The organism is Rhizorhabdus histidinilytica (assembly GCF_900167915.1).
Classification (GTDB): Bacteria; Pseudomonadota; Alphaproteobacteria; order Sphingomonadales; family Sphingomonadaceae; genus Rhizorhabdus; species Rhizorhabdus histidinilytica.
Genome location: NZ_FUYM01000001.1, coordinates 685,443 through 701,063 on the forward strand (window position 1 = coordinate 685,443; position 15,621 = coordinate 701,063).

Here is a 15,621-nt window from a genome sequence, read left to right on the forward strand (position 1 = left end):
CGGTCAGTCCGCCAGAAGGGGGTTGCTGGTGTCCACGCCCTTCCCCTTGCTGGGGGCTCGAACGGGTGACGCGGATTGATCGCGAAAAGCTGACGCTGGTCGCCGATATGTGGATTCCAGATTGCGTGCGGCCTTGTCGATCATCTTATCGACGATATTAAGCTGCGTCTTTAGCGCGCTAGTTTCAGTCCGAGTCCCCGCGAAGGAGCTGGGGTCGGTCAACTGCCGCTCAAGTATCGAGATGTCTGGCCCCGCCAAGGCGCCAAGCTGATAGAGGTCCTTCAGCCCCATCATGACAGCGGTGTACTTTGCGGCTTGCGAGGCTGTCACATCATCTTTTGCAAACTCAAAGCGCCCGCCTGCCCACGCTGGCAACGTCACCCCCGACATGCCGGCACGTTTGCCACTATCCAAGGAGGCCCGGTATTCCTTCAGGGCGCCCTTCAGGTCGGCCAACTTGCGAGCGGCGTCGGAGAATGCCTGCGGGGCGCTCCCTCCAGGTCCATTAATGGCTGCGTCGCGCGCGTCCTTCTGGCGCTCGAAATTCAAACGCGCTCGGTTAACGCCAAGGTTCCCTTGCGCGACCGCCAGATTTCCCGCAGCCATTTTGTTGCTGAACAGGTCCTGCTTCTTTTTCCAATCGAACTCCCTCTCCTTGAAGTCGAAATCTAGCTTCTTTTCCGCGTCCAAGGTGCTGCGAAGCATCGCCTCCTGAATGGCGGGCAAGCTTTTCGGATCGGCGCGGATTTGCGCCTTGATCTGCTCCGCCGCCTGAGGGTCCATACTTCCCTTCTCGACATAGCTGTCGATCGTTGCGTAGGCATCTTCCGGCGTCTTGACCGAGGAAATCGCCACCTTCGCGTCGTTAAGCTGCTGCTTGCCGAACTCATACTTGGCCTTGGCGGCTGCTGCCTGTTCGGATTCGGCCTTCGCCATTTCCGCCTGTACGCCGGGGATGAGATCGCCACGGCCAAGCCCCGCAAGGCCAGTGATCAGGCTCTTGCTGTCGATCTTACCCGTCTTGGGATCGACCGAGCGCGAATAGACGCCGCGAAGTGCGTTCTGCTCCTGCTGCTGCCGCGCCACGCGATCAATCTCGGCCTGCTGCGATTTGATCGTCATGACGTTGCTCATCATGCCAAGGCGATTCTGCGCCATGGCATTGAAATCCGGCAACTGGACCGGCTGCACCATCAGGGGAATGCGGGTGTCGAGCGCCATCGTTACCTCAAATCGGCTGAAGCGTTGTCGGGTTATTGGCGAAGTAGTTGTTCAGTCCGTTTATGTTGGAGGTGTTGAGCGCCCCAATCTGGCCGCCGATGCCCCCTCCCGGATTCATATATCCGCCCATCAGCCGGTTCATGGCGTTCATATTCTGAATGCCGCTATAGGCATTGAAGCCCTGCCCGATCGCGTTGGAGATCGCGTTGGCAGTCCCCACATAGCCCGACGCCCGCGCGTTTCCGGCCTGAAGCTGCGTATCAGCAATCCCACGCCCGAGATTGCCCGCTTCGTTCGTCAGGGTATTGGCTGAGGTCTGCCCCGCACCCATCAGGCTTTGCAGCGGATTGAGCTGGTTGGCACGGTTGGTCTGGTAGCGATTGAAGGCGTTCATGTACTCCTGCGAGCCCATGTCCTGCCCGTATCGGAGAGCGCCCTTCATATTCGCGCCGGAAATACCCATCCCCCGCGCGGCCATGGAGTTGTTGAGCGCCTTCATCCCCTCCTCAAGGCGGAACTTGTAGCCGGGATCGGCCTCGAAATCCGCCATGGAGAAATCGCGGGCATATCGACCGAATGCCGGGTCCTTGGGGTTGACGGATACCCCCTCCACATCATTGGCGGGCGACAGCCCCAGCAGTGTCAGGATGCGATTCTGCGCGGTAAGGCCAGCCTCCCGGAACGGAGCCTGCAATTCGACCTGCTTGTCGAACATGCGCTCCTGGGAGGCTTGCGCCTGCTCGGCGGCATTGGCCTGCGCCTTGGCGGCCTTCTTCGCCGCAGCGGAGCCCATCACTGCGGACCCGACAGTCGCGGCTCCGACGATACCAGCGGCGGCTATTGCGGGAGGCATGACGGCTTCTCCAGAATAAGGGTTTTGTCTCCGATATCCTTGAAACCAAGGCTAACCAGATAGGAGTACATGATGTCCTCGCGCTCGATCGGCCGCGCGATCACCTTCGGCATGTCGAACAGCTCGCAGAGGATATTCCGAGTGACCCAGCGCCGGCGCCACTGCGGGAGAATGGCGATGTGCAATTCCCCGTCATGCGTGAAGGCAGTGCCGATCGGCACACCATCGCGCTCGATCGCGCGGACGACCCAGTCCTTGAAGGCTTCAAGATACTGCTCGAAGGTTATCGGATAGGGCCAGTCGATGGCCTCAAACCCTACTTTCAGTGCCGCATCGCGGTTATCGCCCAGCTTCGTGCTCATGACGCGCTCGTGCAAATGCCGTTGACGAAGGTGAAGTTCGTATAGGCGCCCGATCCGGTGAATCCGGGATTGTCCGTGATGGCCGTCACGCGACCATATTCATCGGTGGTGACATCGGGATTGGAATAGGTGCCGGGCGTGACGATCGCCCCCTGCAAGTCGATTACGCCGGTCGTGCTATCGTAATTGATGCGTCCGACCGCCCCACTGATCGCCGCCCGCGCCCGCGCAACGGTGAAGTACAGGTTCGTGATGCCCTCAACGATGTTATCAGTGTTGAGCTGGAAAACCTGCGTTGCGGTCACGCGCCCCTTGTCATCGACCGTGATCTGGATTGTGTCGCTGGCGCTTCCGTAGGTGCCTGGCGTGCCTGCGTCGGCAAGGCCCAGCGTGAAGCTGTCCGGATCGAGAAGGCGTTCCAGTTCGCCGGTCACAGGCACCAGCGCAATCGAATTGGGAAAGGCCTGCGTCTGGTCATCGGCCGTCAGCACGACAGCCCCAACAACGGAATTACCGTTGCGCCATTGCTGCTGGAGGAAATCATACCAGGGGCGCGATACGGCCCCCGTACGCTCATCGATGAACGCAACGCGCGGCGGCGTGATGTTGATCGGCTTGGTGGGAGGCTGGGACGCCATCAGGCATTCGTCGGGCTGATCAGCAGCTCCGCCCCCGAGATGATGATAGGTACGGGATCGCTACCGGAAACCTCATAGACCCGGTCGCGAATTTTCATGGTCATGCCAAGCCGCCGCCATATCGTGCGCGTACCATATTGACCCTGAGCCCCCATCGAGGCCCAATGCTCGTTCGACCATGTATTGCCGCCATCGTCGGACCAACGCAGTATCACCTGCGGGTTCTCGCCCTGCCCCGAAATCACGCCCACACCAGTCCGGCAATCGAGTTGCAGGCTATGGTGGGCCGTGCGCTTCAGATTGTTGATGCCGGTCGGCAGAGCACGCCAGCGGCGGAGCCATTTCTGGATGGAACCGTTGTCGTCATAGGTGTAGAGATCGAAGGCGTAGATATTGCCGTTCTCGAAATCGCCTACGGCAATCTCATGATTGAAATAGACCTGACAATTGGAACGATGCCGGGTGAAAACGCCAAGGTTCGTATCCCAGCCCGCGCGCTCGGTCCAGCTATCGGTCGCGACATCATAGACCCACGTGGTATTTGCGCTCGGGAAGATCAGCACATAGAAGCTGTGGCCGCCCTGCTGATAGGTGTAGCCGATCGCATCGGACGTATCCGCATATTGCTGGATTTGCCATTCGACGGCATGGGTCGATACGCGCTGGGCGATATAGCCCTGCGCGCGATAGACCATCCCGAACCCCCTTGCATCCTGCCCCAGCCAGTAAATCTGGTTGTCCATCTTCGCGACGGAATAGGGAGCGAGGCAGCCGACCTCGTTGAAGGCGCCCTGAATGCGGGCAAAGGGAAAATCCGCCCCTCCGGCATTGTACCACACTTCCGTGGAGTTCGTTCCGAACAGCCAGATTTCCAGATGATCGATGATCATCGACACCACGTTGTCCGGAAAGCCCTCGGCGGAAGCGAAATCGAGTGGATCTATGCTCGTCCCGTCCAGAAGCGACGTGATCCAGAACTTCTGGCTATTCGGTTCGGTGAACACGAAAAAGCCGTCGAGATAGCCGACGATCTGTGCTCCGGGGAAATCCGGATCGGTGATCGCCGCAAAATCTCCCGTGCTGGAATTATAGATATAACCAGCAGGATTGCAGGCGATGAAAAGCTGCGTGCCGTTGTCGGCCATCGAGACCGGCCCAGTTCCGCTGACCGTGCCGATCAGGGTAGCCGACCAGTCCGACGCGATCTTGTACACCTCGTAGCCCGACACGGCATAGGCGAAGCCGCCGAACTGCCAAAGCCCCCGGATCGGACCATCCCCGATCGTGGCAAGCAGGCGCAGGCCCGGCGCGCGATTGAGGAACGCAGCGTCCTTGCCGCCCTCCGGAATGATCTCCGGAAAGAGGTTGACCATGCGGTTATCGGCCGCGTTGACCGAGCGAGCGCGATAGCTCGACCCGAGGATCGGCGTTTTCATCAGCCGTAACTCCCCGAGTAGATGTTGAAGCGCGTGTTCTGAACGATCAGCGGGTAAGGAAGCGCCATCAGGTCATCGGGGTTGTTGATGCGCTTCAGGTTGCGCTTGCTCGATACTGCGATGCGGACGACCTGGCCGCTCGGCTCCACGCCGAACTCGGGAGCCAGCTCGCAGGCCAGATTATAGCGGAAAGCGCGCAGATAGCCGGGGGGAAGCGTCACGTCCGTGCTGAGCGCCGCCGGTTGATCGAGCGTCTGGACCGAGATGAAGTGCCACAGCAGCGATGATGTCGGCACGGGATAGACGTGCATCGTGACATCAGGGAAGGTGTTGTTTACCCAGATGACGTTCGGATAGGTCGAGGTGACCGTTTTCAGCGCGATCCCGTTATACTGGTCCTCGTTGACGAACTGCACGCCGAAGGACAGGTTCGAGGGGCCGATGAAATAGGTCGATTCCATCAACTGGATCGGCCGAATGCCCACGAAATTCCCGGAAGGGCCAAGCGTGCGGATGCGCTCGCCAGCAGGCCATGTGAACGTCTGGTCGATGGTCGAATAGACGGACAGCCGCTCTGTATTCCAGCTATCGACCATCTGGTCGAAGGCTGAAAGGCAGTCCTGCGACGTATCAGCGGAGGGGACCTCGCCCTCCGCCAGCACGCCCAGCAGCCGGAGTGCCCCATTGATGAGGTCCCCGGCCGTCGTCATGCAAGCTTCTCGCGCAGAGTGTCGGCATCCCAGCCCGGAAACGGTCGCTTGCCGAACTTCTCCTGATATTCGGCCCGCAAAGCCTTCACATCGCCCTCAGGAGCCTCGGAGCCGCCCTTGCGGCCGTCCCCGTCATGGTCCAGCGGGTGGCGCGCCATGGCGTTGCGGGGCTCGGGAGCAGTCGGATCGAACCGCCTCCACCCCCGAGCCTCGTCATATTTGGCCTCAAGATCGCTGGTTGCGACCTTACAGCCCCCTTCCGGGTTGATGAGATAGATGACGGCCATCAGCTTGCCGCCAGCAATCCGAGGTTCTTGAGCGCCAGAACGATATCGCTGATGCGATACGCCTTGGTGCCGCTGCCGCCGGTAAAGGTGCTGTCATCGTTGACAGCCGTACCCGAGCCGGCCGTAAAGCCGGTTGCGGTGCCGGTGGTCGCCTGCTGGATCACGGGCGTTGCATTGAAGAAGCCGAGCTTCTGACTGGCAGCCGTGCCGATCTTGCTGCCGGTGCTGGTGTTGAGGGCGAGGTTGGCGGCATCGGCCAGCGTGACGGTCCCTGAAAGCGTGGGGCTTGCAAGCGTCGGGCTGGAGAGAGTGGAGCCGGTGATGGTGGCGCCGGTGATGGTCGTGCCGCTGGTCAGCTCGGGATCGCTGTAGGCGACGCCTACGGGCTTGGTATTGGGCATGTCGGAATCCTTTCCTGTTGGGGCGCGGCAGGTTCAAACCGCGCCCCGTGGGGAATCAGCCGTAGCGGTAGATCGTCCAGGTCCCGGTTCCGGTCTTGCGGAACAGGAAAAGCTGGGACGTGCCCGCAGTCGCCGCGACGGTCTTGAGCGTCGAAGGGGTGACGCCCGTGCCGCCTTCCAGCGTGATCGCGCCCGATCCGCTGCCATCGACGTTGGTGATCGAAAGCAGGAAGGTCGAGCCCACCTTGGCATTCGACACGGCTGCGTCGATCTGCGTGCCGGTCGGGGTGGTGTAGGTGGCCGCCGACGAGCCCGGAGAGCCCAGCAGGATGCCTGCGAGGAGCTGCGCGGTCGTGAGGGTGGCCGTCGAGGTGGCCGTGGCAGGCGTGCCCTGATAGCCAAGGCGAATCTCGTTGAGATTGCCGTCGCCGATCTGCTCGCCGCCACCAACGGAAGGAAGTGCCATTGTCGTAGTCCTTTCCTGTGAATCAACCCCAGAGGCGGACGGCCATCTGCGGACGAATGACCGAGTAGCCGTAGAGCACGTCAATGCGGCACGGCATGCGGTCGTTGTTGATGTCGTACTGGCGCACGATGCGGAGCGAGATGCCGTTGTGGACCTGACGCGAGGCCATATCGACGCCCTGCGGCATCACCAGATCGGCCGTCGCGAAGGTGATGGCATCGCGATGATAGATCAGGTTCTGCGGATACTGCGTCGAAGCGGTGCCCACGAACACGACGGCCGCTCCCGACTGTGGGAGAGTATCCACGGTCGCCAGCGCGTTGGAGGCCGAATAGATCGGCGCAACGGTGATGTTGCCCTCGCCCGAGCTGCCCAGCGTCACGTCCGACAGGGCGACGAACTGGAACAGCGAACCCGTCGATTCACGGGTCTGCGGGTTCACCATGTAGCACGGGTTGCTACTCGGCGTTCCCACGGTGAACACATCGCCCGTCTTGACGGTCGCGCCATTGCCTGCGCCGGTGATGGCGATCGTGGTCGCACCTTCGGTGGTGACGGACGCCGAGAGCGTGCCACCAGTCGCCGAACGCGAGCCCGTGGTGAACTGCTTGATCGACTGTGACATGTTGATCTCATCGTAGCCGAGCACGCCTTCACCCATCATGCCGTTCTTGAACTGCCGGCTGATGGTGCTGCCGGGGTTGAACAGGCCCTTCATACCCTCGACGAGCCCGGCATTCGCGGCCGGGTTGACGGTGGCATAGCGCGGGCTCATCACCGCCGCATTCTCGTTGAGCTTCTGCTGGCCCTGCAACAGAACCAGCGAAGTGGCGGGGGTCGTGCCGGGAGTGCCGACCGAGTTGCCGATGCCCTTGAAGGCGTTCGCAACGTCCGCATCGACCGAAGCGGCAAGCTGCGAGATGCGCGGCTTCAGCACGCGCTCCGCGAAGTCGTCGAGCTGCATGGTAAGCTCGGCGGTCGTGAAGTTGACGCCGATATGCTTCTGGTTGGAAACGGTCAGCGTGGTGAACTGCTCGTTGTCGTCCTGCACCTGAAGCGCCGCGCCGTCCGTGACCAGAGCGCGGTCTGGCAGGCGGATGCGCAGCGTGGTGCCGATCTTGGCGCCCTCGACAGCGTAGGAGCTGTCATACTGGCGGTTGACGTTGCGGGTGATCACCAGATTGTTCTCGAGGATTTCGAGAGACTTCCGGGTGATCATGTCGATCGTGAGAAGCGAATTGCCCATAAAAAACTCCATCGGGCCCCGTGGGGCGCTGGGATCGGTTCGTCATCGCGACGATCCAATCAGTTGCGTTTAGCGTCGCTGAGCCTCCAGTTTCCGGATCTGGCGCTGCCGTTCGGCTTCGATCCATTCCGACGTGCCCATCTGGGTGATGGAGCGTGGGTCGGTGGTGTCGATCGCCTTCGCCCCACCAGTGGGACGAGTGACAGGCGAGATCGGCGCCGGAGCGCTCGATGTCTTTCGAGCGGGAGGATTGGCTTCCAGACGGGCCTCGATCTTCCCGATCTCACGCGCCTGCTGCACGGGATGGAGTGCCGAGATTCGAGCGGCTTCCTTGGGGTTGCTCCCGAGCCAGTAAAGGACATCGGGCCCCTGTTCGGATGCCTGTATCGCGAGCGCCATGTGGTCGGTGACAGGAAGGGTTGGATTATATGCGACCTGCTGGAAGTCGTCATACTTCTCCAGAGCCGACTCTTCGCGCTCGTAATACTGCTCCTGAAGCTGCCGCTGTTGCTTCTGCTGCTCTCGCTCGGCGATGATCTGCTCGGCGATCTTGTAGGGATCGCTTTCCCCGTCATCGTCGGGTTCGATCGGCATCGGCTCGGGCTGCCGCTCCATCTCGCGCCGCCATTTCCGCTCCTCGCGGGCAAGGCGCTTTGCCAGGATCGCGTCCAACTCTTCCTGAGTGAAGGTCTTGGGCGCTTCTTCGCTGGTCTCCGGCTGCTCAGTTTCAGCGGTTTCAGGAGCGGCCGTGGTCTCCTGTTCCGGCGCGGGAGCCGCTGGGACTTCCGCTTCAGGAATAATATCCTGATTTTCTTCGGACATCAACTTGATCCTTCAAGTTACCGGGCTGACCGCGCCCGTGCGGTTTCTTCAAAACTTCATCAAACGGCGGCACCGGTGGCATCCACCCATGTCGTTCCGGTCCACCAGATGGGCTTACCGGCCGCGACAAGCGTGGTATCCATGTACATGACGCCTATTTCCGTGGCAGTGAGGGTCGGACGGTTGGCCGTTGTCCCCCGATTTGCGCTGTTCTGCCCCTTGGTGAAGGCGCTATAGGTGATCGTCCAGGTGAGCCCGTTGCCCGATCGCGCATGAAACAGCGTCGGGTAAGCCATGTTGGAAACGGTGAGCGGCACGCCGACAGCAGCGCCGTTGATCGTTCCTCCGGATGGCGGGTTGAAGGTCCACGTTCCCGTAGGGTTGAGATTGGCCCCGGTCCCCTCCGCCATGATGTAGACGGAGCCATAGCCGAACAGCCTGTTGAGGTCGCTGTCCTGCGCCAGATTGATCGTCTGCGTGTTGCGCGAAATATTGTAGAACGACATCGGCGCCGGGGTGGTCGTCGCAGTGATCGGCGACGTACTTCCTCCCGCAGCGAAATCATGTGACGGCGTAAGCGTCGCCAAGCTCATGCCGTTGAAAACGGTCGATGAGAAGGAGAAGTTGTTCGACCCGTCGCGGGGGGCGAACGAAAGGCATTTCGCATAATTGATAACGCGAGCCGATCCGAAGATATAGCCGCTGTCATCGGTGGTCAGCTTGACGATATCGAAGCTGTTTCCCTCGTAATAGGACAGCGCGCACTGACCACCTCGGGAGCCCGACGTAATCGAGGCGCCGAGGACAAAGCCGACGCCGTTGCTCTGGAAAACCCCATTATCGACCGAGGTCATGTAGAGCGAGCGGTTGTATATCCCGATCGCACACTGGATGGCGTCCAGCGTGCCGATGTAGATGCAGCTCGCATCCCCGCCGGCGGCATAGAACCCTCCGCCTACGAGAAGCTCAAGATTGGCCGGATAGGTGACGGTGCTGTCGATCCACGGATAGACCGTGATCTTGTTCGATACCGTGTCTATGGCCGTGATGAAGTAGAGCCCCCCACCGATGATGCACATACTGATCCCGGCCTCGATATAGCTGGGAACAGTGTTGCAGGTGAGTTCGGTGCGCTGTCCGATGCTCCCGGCGCTCCCGGTATTCGATACCGAGCTGACCGTCAGAGTCACACCGGTGGTGCTCCGCGTGCCGCACCAGCGGGTGCTTACCAATCCGAAATTGTTGAGGGTTGTGGTCCCCGTGTTCTTGATGCCGTAATACTTCGTGTATTGGACATAGATCATCTCGGAATTGAGACGGGCGCAGTTGTTGATCAGGACGCCGATGCCATTGGTGCGCGTGGACCAGGTAGAACCGCCGCCACCCCAGACCGCCAGCGATCCGGTGAGATTGCCGAAGTTCCAGCTATCGAAGCGAACAATCTCGTCCTCTGCCGTGAAGGACGCGTTGATCCGGGCCTGACAGTTGATGACCGGCGAAGCGTTGGCGGTGCCGGTGAACGTGATTTTCGACGTGACCTTAAAGACGCCCTCCATGAAGGGAATCTTCGTGTTGTTGCTCATGACGTAGTTGGCAAAACGCTGAAGGGCCACGGTATCATCAGCTACGCCATCGCCGACCGCGCCGAAGTCATAGGGCGTCACGCGCTCGCGCATCTTGTCCTGGGACGTGCGCGCCACAGCGCCGGTGCCTGCCTGAATGAAGCCGACATAGGACGATCCGGCCGATGACCCGATATTGGCGACGAACTGGTCGAACTCTACCGACGATGCAATGCCCGGGATATTGTCATATGTCCGGATCGAGCCGCCATCAGCGTCCTTCAGCTCATATTTGTAGTTCTGCGTCGATAGCTGCCAGATTTCGCTCGGAGGACGCCCGGCGCTGTCCAGTTCGACATAGGGACCGTTGGAGACGTTCCCCGAGCTATCCGCATAGGTCGCCTCTGGGGTCGTCGTTCCGGCCTGATAGGTGTAGAGGCGACCGCCCGACAATATCCGGCCGTTGTCATCGAGGAACTGCCAGCCAGCCCCGCCGAGTGGAGAGAGTGCGACGTCCACCATCGCGGCTACTCGTAGAAAACCGTGACCTTGGGGCCGGTTCCCCCAAGGACCACATAGAGGCCATTCGAGAAGCCAACGCCGCCCTCATCGCCGGTGAATACGTAATTTCCCGGTGCGGCAGGCGTGAACTGAGCGACGATCGGATTTCCGGTGCCGGTATCGGCGGAATCATAGATCGCGACGGTCGGATTGGTGCCTGCGCTGACGAAAACGCCCTTGAGCTTGCCGATCCCCACCTTCACATTTGCGGTGGTTTCGAGATATTTGAAGATTGCAGCCATTTTCCCTACCCCAGAAACCTCAGTTTGTAGATGGTGCGAAGATAAAGCTCGCAGACCTCATCGATCAGGTTCTGGAGCGGTGAATCGTCCTTGGAGCACACGGAAAATCGGCCATTTTCGATCTCGCCAAGCTGCCCCTCAAGGAACTTGACGATATCGTTGCCATTCTTGGGCTTTGGCAGGCTGATCGGGCCGATCAGGCCGTGTCTGCCCTGATATGTCTCCGCGAAATCATCGGCGAGCCCAATAATTCCCTCGTAAAACTTGTTGAGCGCCTTGTGCCTGGCATAGGAGCGCGTGTTCAGATGCGCCGAATGGGCCACATCTCGCCCCAGAAACAGCAGGCCGATGAACTGCGCGGCGTTCATTCCGCCATCCCCGCCGCTGGTGCCGGAGGCGCGCCCGGAGGAGGCATCATTGCCCCTCCAGCATCAGTTTCCGGCCCCTCTCCCCCGCCAAAAAGCGGCTCGTCAGGCGTCTCGCCGATGAATTGGGAGGTTTCCAGCGCGTCACGAAGCGTCGAAAGCACGAGCGCCTGCACATCTTCCGGTTGCAGGCCGGTATTCATCGCGGAAATGCGCTTGGTTACAGCGTCATATTCCTTGGTATCCGCGTCGCGCGCCTCAATCGAGTTGTGCGCGTTCTGGAGCATGCCCATCGCCTGCTCGAGCTGCTGCGTGAGCATCTGAATCTGCTGCTGCGCGGCTGCCAGAGCGGGGTTGTCGTCCTCTTCGCCGATGATCTTCGGATCGATCGTGCGCTTGATGCGCTCCGCCATGTCCTGTGCGCCCGGCCAGTCCATGTTACGGATCATCAAATCGCCGATGATCGGCCAAAGCTGCGGCGCGGCTTGCAGAACCGACACCATGCCCTCGACGGCCTCCTGCCGCTTGGTCATGTAGCTCGGGCCTGTCGTGACCATAACGTCATAGGTGCCGACGCCGGGGTTGTAGATCTTCTCGATCACAATCCCGGCTTCGTTCTTGACCTCCCGAACCGGCTCCAGCTGCGCCGGGTTGATCTTGACCATCTTCACTTCGTCATCGACGCCGATGATCCGTGCGATGCGCTGCGTGTCGTAGATTTTCGGGATCAGGTCGATCAGTTGCCGGGTAATGTGGCGGATCGCGCGGGCGAGATTGTCCACATAGTGATAGGTCCCAACATCGCCCTGACGCTCGCGTGCGAGGATCGCCTTGCCCGACTGCTCGTTCGACTGCGCGCCGAGCGATGCGTCATACTGACCCGTGGTGCCCTTGATGTCGTCCGAGGCGCCCATCTTGGCCTGCCAGAGGCCCGACTGCGGGAGAGGTGGTGCTGCGCGCTGCGGAAGCGGCAGAGGGCCTCCTTGCGCATCGGTGACATCGGGATTTACCTCAAGATACGGCCAGTTGTTCGTGTTGGCTGTCTTCCATTGGGTTTCGTAGCCCTCGAACTGACCGCCATAGCCGACAAACGGAGCCTTGGGAGCGAGCGCCAGCATCTCTGCTTCCTGACTCGTCCAGTAGTTGTACATGCGCTGCGCATCCTTGGCATTGCGCACCAGACCGGACAGCCAGACGCGGCCCTCCACCTCGAACTCATTGCCGACGACGCGGACGACGGGAATCCACTTGCCCGGCCATTCCCGGCTTTCGAGCACCTCGAAGCCGTTGGTCTTGACCCACATCACGCGCTTGCGCTGGACTTCGCGCGTCTTGATCGGTGCGCCCTGCGCCAGCTCGATCAGCTTATTGTTGCGATCGGAGGTGAACGCCGTCTGACCGCTGGCGTAGAGATTGAGCGTGTCGGCCTTGTACTCATAGTAGAAATATTCGGCGACGCGGACGGTATCCTGCTGAATCCACGCGCCGATGCTTTCGTCGCCTACGCCCTGATCCTGCAACCCGGTGACCGGCAGAGCGTCGGGAAACTCGCGCTCATACTCGTCCTTGGTCATGTCCTGCGTGATGAAGCACCACTCGGCATCCGAGCCGCAGGGGTCCTGTATCGTCGGGTCCATGTAGACCGAGAAGGCGTTGCGGATGCGCCCGATCTTAATATCCTGATCGAAACTGTCCTCGCGGCAATATTCGGTCAGGAGGCGGATATAGCCTTCGCCATAGGTGACCTGATTCTCGCAGGCCGTGTCATAGGCAACGTCGGCATCCGAGATATACTCGATGTGCCGAACCATGCCCTCGTAGATTTCGGCTACCTCGATGTCGGCGTTGTCATCGACTGGAATGACCTTGCCGCTCGGACGGTTCTGCCGCTGCTCGTTCGTGACCTGGCGCACATGCTGCGGGAGCTTGTTGATGGTCAGGCAAGGGCGCGCGTTGATCGTCTGTCCCTGCACGCTGCCGCGCGTGCTGAGCACGTCCATCGGCCATTGCCATTGATTGTCCGGCGAGCCCGCGAAAAAGCGGAGATCGTCCAGCTCATCCTCGCGGCTGTCGGAGAAGGCGGCTTCGGCCATGCGGAGACGCTGGCGCATGGTTGCCAGCATGGTCTCTTGAGACTTATCGAGGCCGCGCGCTTCCCCCGTCATGGGGGAGATCAGTTATACTAACTGGTACGTGTCAGACAGGGCTCTTTAATTCGGCCGCCACAGCTTCCCGGAACTCGATCGGCGAAGATAGGAGGCTGGATGAAGATTCTGCCGTAACCATATATCCATAAGGACTTGCTTGTGCCTCGCCACAGCCGTGATATGTTGCGCCTTTCTTCGTTCGCGCTCCAATGTTACGATTGCGCAAAATATCGCACGCGCATTGGCGTAGGGGTCGTGGAAGCCATGTCGCCATGCGTACATGCGCCACAGCCAGATCAGCGAGCGTGGGATTCTCACAGCATCCCCATGTCGCGCAACTGCCTCAACACGCGATTGGCATTCCAGCGATGCTCGAAGCCGCAAGCGCGCATCAACTCGCCCTTGGTATAATTCTCGTTCGCCGCCTGCTTGGCGATGACGAACGCGAGCACCTTGCGCTTGGCTCGGGTAAGCTGCCCCTTCGGTCGGCCACGGATCGTTGCCTCCTGCATGTTACCACTCCTCGTCCCTGCCAAAGCCAATGGGGCGCGCCGTGCGGTAGATTGGCGTGCCGTCTGACCAGATCAGGCCAGTGTCGACATCTTCGCTGCCGTCCACCTCGAAATGAGGCAATAGAGGCTTGTCCGTCGAAAACGTCTCATCTTCGACCCACCCGCGAGCTTTTGGCCTGCGAACGTACCTCATGCCCTCACGCTCCCATCCACGATGCGGAACCGGGCATGACGAGAGGCCGATGCACGATATCGCGCGATTGCCGGTTCCTGGGATTGCGCCGCACGGCCTCGCAGGCGTAGCGCAGCGCGTCGATCAGGTGATTGTTCTTGTCCTCCAGCACCGACAGGATTTTGTCCGTCAGGGGATCGCGCTTGTAGCTGTAGTGGGTCAGCTCATCGATAAGGTGGACGCAGCGCGGGTGGACGATGATGTCGTAGCTTTGGAGGAACGAAACGCCCTCCTCAAGCGACCGAGCGCCCTTCACCGCCGATTGTATCTTCGGGAAGCCGTGGCGGCGGAGATAGTTGATCGTCTCGGGGCGCGAGCTGTCCGAGATCAGCGGCCAGCGTTCGATCTCCGGGACGGCCATGAACAGGTCCGGCAACTCGTCGATCTCGCAGCCGATGCGATAGCTCTCGTAATCGACGTAGAGATTGTGGCCATCAATCCAGCACCGAAGCGCGCAGGACGGATCGATCGAATAGCCGAAGTCGGCGCCATAGCGGAAAACGGCACCGTTCGGTGGCTCGCATTCCTCGACGCGCCAGCGCTTGAACACGCGCGTTTCGCTGTTCGTGAGATAGCCGCCCTCCCACACATGGCGAAACTTCTCGGGATCGCGCTTGCGGTCGTATTCGGCCTCCACCAGCATCTCATCGGGACACCACGGATTGTCCTGATAGTTGACATGGACAACGATCGCGCCGGGCGGTGGCGTCTCCCCGCACAGCAGGGCATCGACAGGATCGTCCGGGCTGTTCGGGTTCCACGTGAACCACAGTTCGGAGCCGGGCTTGCGGATGGTAGGGCGCAACAGGTCCAGCGATCGCTGGCTGAGCGTCTGGGCTTCCTCGACCCATGCCCGATCGAACCCCTCCAGCGACTTGATGCTGTCGGCTGTGTGGTTCTGCATGCCCTGGAAGATGATCAGCCCCTTGCCGTGACGCGACTTGATGATTGATTCCTGCACCTCGAAATATTGCTGGGCACCGAGGCTCTCGATCTTCGCTTCCAGCAGGCGCTTGACCGATTGCTGGAGCGTTTTCTGCACCTCGCGGATGCAGACGCTCGCGCTGTTCTGGTCGATGATGTGCGCCTCGATCATGGCCTCCGCGCGCTCATGCGATTTGCCCGAGGCGCGCCCGCCCTTGATGCCCTTGTAGCGTGCGGGTTCAAGGAGCGGGACGGCCCAGCGCGGGGTCGGGATCGAGAGGACGCCTTCAGGCATCGGGGCTTTCCGCGCTCTTATCGATCACTTCACGCCGGATCGTGTTGATCACGTTCAGCGGATTGTCGGCATCGCCCGCGACTTGCATCGGCAGCACCTTGCCTACCAGCGTCATGAACGCGGCGGGGTTTGCCTTTGCCTGGTCGGCGAGGTACGTTTGCCCTCCAGCGTCGTCCAACGCGCCTAGGATCATATCCTTCAGCGCTTTCGTGACCTTGTTGGGCGTGCCTTTCTGGCGACCGCCGGTCTTTTGCCTACCCGTCTCTAGTTTAGACATGGACAACCTCCTGCCGAATGCCCTCTATTTTGCCCGGAGAGGTGCCTTGTGGCGCGAAGAAT

18 protein-coding genes are annotated in these 15,621 nt (G+C 60.7%); all 18 read right to left on the reverse strand.

The genetic code is table 11. From position 1 onward, the window contains the following. Window positions 1-3 precede the first annotated feature (3 nt). The 18 genes from B5X82_RS03255 to B5X82_RS03345 all read right to left on the reverse strand — a co-directional run bounded on the left by B5X82_RS03255 (window position 4) and on the right by B5X82_RS03345 (window position 15,559). Window positions 4-1,221 carry a hypothetical protein gene (locus B5X82_RS03255; RefSeq protein ID WP_079646579.1) on the reverse strand — a complete coding sequence of 406 codons (1,218 nt, stop codon included), beginning with the start codon at window positions 1,219-1,221 and terminating at the stop codon, window positions 4-6. Between the two features lie 7 nt (window positions 1,222-1,228). Then, a complete protein-coding gene (locus tag B5X82_RS03260) occupies window positions 1,229-2,014 on the reverse strand; it encodes a hypothetical protein (protein WP_079646580.1) in 786 nt (261 codons plus the stop codon). Between the two features lie 44 nt (window positions 2,015-2,058). After that, on the reverse strand, window positions 2,059-2,436 hold the full coding sequence (locus B5X82_RS03265; protein WP_079646581.1) for a hypothetical protein: 378 nt from the start codon (window positions 2,434-2,436) through the stop codon (window positions 2,059-2,061). Then, entirely contained in the window at window positions 2,433-3,074 is a 642-nt protein-coding gene (locus tag B5X82_RS03270) for a hypothetical protein (protein ID WP_079646582.1), read from the reverse strand. The genes B5X82_RS03265 and B5X82_RS03270 overlap by 4 nt, the downstream gene beginning before the upstream one ends. Then, window positions 3,074-4,510 carry a packaged DNA stabilization protein gene (locus tag B5X82_RS03275; RefSeq protein ID WP_079646583.1) on the reverse strand — a complete coding sequence of 479 codons (1,437 nt, stop codon included), beginning with the start codon at window positions 4,508-4,510 and terminating at the stop codon, window positions 3,074-3,076. Before B5X82_RS03275 ends, B5X82_RS03270 begins: the two co-directional genes overlap by 1 nt. Beyond that, the gene (locus tag B5X82_RS03280; RefSeq protein WP_079646584.1) at window positions 4,510-5,220 is read right to left on the reverse strand and encodes a hypothetical protein; all 711 of its coding nucleotides are present in this window, start codon (window positions 5,218-5,220) and stop codon (window positions 4,510-4,512) included. Before B5X82_RS03280 ends, B5X82_RS03275 begins: the two co-directional genes overlap by 1 nt. Continuing rightward, a complete protein-coding gene (locus B5X82_RS03285) occupies window positions 5,217-5,507 on the reverse strand; it encodes a hypothetical protein (RefSeq protein WP_079646585.1) in 291 nt (96 codons plus the stop codon). Before B5X82_RS03285 ends, B5X82_RS03280 begins: the two co-directional genes overlap by 4 nt. Next, entirely contained in the window at window positions 5,507-5,908 is a 402-nt protein-coding gene (locus B5X82_RS03290) for a hypothetical protein (RefSeq protein WP_079646586.1), read from the reverse strand. Before B5X82_RS03290 ends, B5X82_RS03285 begins: the two co-directional genes overlap by 1 nt. A 55-nt stretch (window positions 5,909-5,963) precedes the next feature. Continuing rightward, window positions 5,964-6,374, reverse strand: a complete 411-nt coding sequence (locus B5X82_RS03295) for a hypothetical protein (protein ID WP_079646587.1) — start codon at window positions 6,372-6,374, stop codon at window positions 5,964-5,966. 22 nt (window positions 6,375-6,396) lie between these two features. Beyond that, entirely contained in the window at window positions 6,397-7,620 is a 1,224-nt protein-coding gene (locus B5X82_RS03300; protein ID WP_176152450.1) for a P22 phage major capsid protein family protein, read from the reverse strand. A gap of 69 nt (window positions 7,621-7,689) precedes the next feature. Then, window positions 7,690-8,442, reverse strand: coding sequence for a hypothetical protein (locus B5X82_RS03305; protein WP_079646589.1), 753 nt, complete (start codon window positions 8,440-8,442; stop codon window positions 7,690-7,692). A 59-nt stretch (window positions 8,443-8,501) separates the two neighbouring features. Beyond that, window positions 8,502-10,526 (reverse strand): hypothetical protein, encoded by a 2,025-nt coding sequence (locus B5X82_RS26915; protein WP_079646590.1) that lies wholly within the window; start codon window positions 10,524-10,526, stop codon window positions 8,502-8,504. A 5-nt stretch (window positions 10,527-10,531) separates the two neighbouring features. Further along, entirely contained in the window at window positions 10,532-10,807 is a 276-nt protein-coding gene (locus B5X82_RS03315) for a hypothetical protein (protein ID WP_079646591.1), read from the reverse strand. A gap of 5 nt (window positions 10,808-10,812) precedes the next feature. Further along, on the reverse strand, window positions 10,813-11,175 hold the full coding sequence (locus B5X82_RS03320) for a DUF5856 family protein (RefSeq protein ID WP_079646592.1): 363 nt from the start codon (window positions 11,173-11,175) through the stop codon (window positions 10,813-10,815). Beyond that, window positions 11,172-13,337 (reverse strand): portal protein, encoded by a 2,166-nt coding sequence (locus B5X82_RS03325; protein WP_079646593.1) that lies wholly within the window; start codon window positions 13,335-13,337, stop codon window positions 11,172-11,174. Before B5X82_RS03325 ends, B5X82_RS03320 begins: the two co-directional genes overlap by 4 nt. Before the next feature lie 296 nt (window positions 13,338-13,633). Then, window positions 13,634-13,831 carry a hypothetical protein gene (locus B5X82_RS03330; protein ID WP_079646594.1) on the reverse strand — a complete coding sequence of 66 codons (198 nt, stop codon included), beginning with the start codon at window positions 13,829-13,831 and terminating at the stop codon, window positions 13,634-13,636. Between the two features lie 197 nt (window positions 13,832-14,028). Continuing rightward, window positions 14,029-15,282, reverse strand: coding sequence for a PBSX family phage terminase large subunit (locus tag B5X82_RS03340; protein ID WP_079646596.1), 1,254 nt, complete (start codon window positions 15,280-15,282; stop codon window positions 14,029-14,031). Then, on the reverse strand, window positions 15,275-15,559 hold the full coding sequence (locus tag B5X82_RS03345; protein ID WP_079646597.1) for a hypothetical protein: 285 nt from the start codon (window positions 15,557-15,559) through the stop codon (window positions 15,275-15,277). Before B5X82_RS03345 ends, B5X82_RS03340 begins: the two co-directional genes overlap by 8 nt. Between the last annotated feature and the right edge of the window lie 62 nt (window positions 15,560-15,621).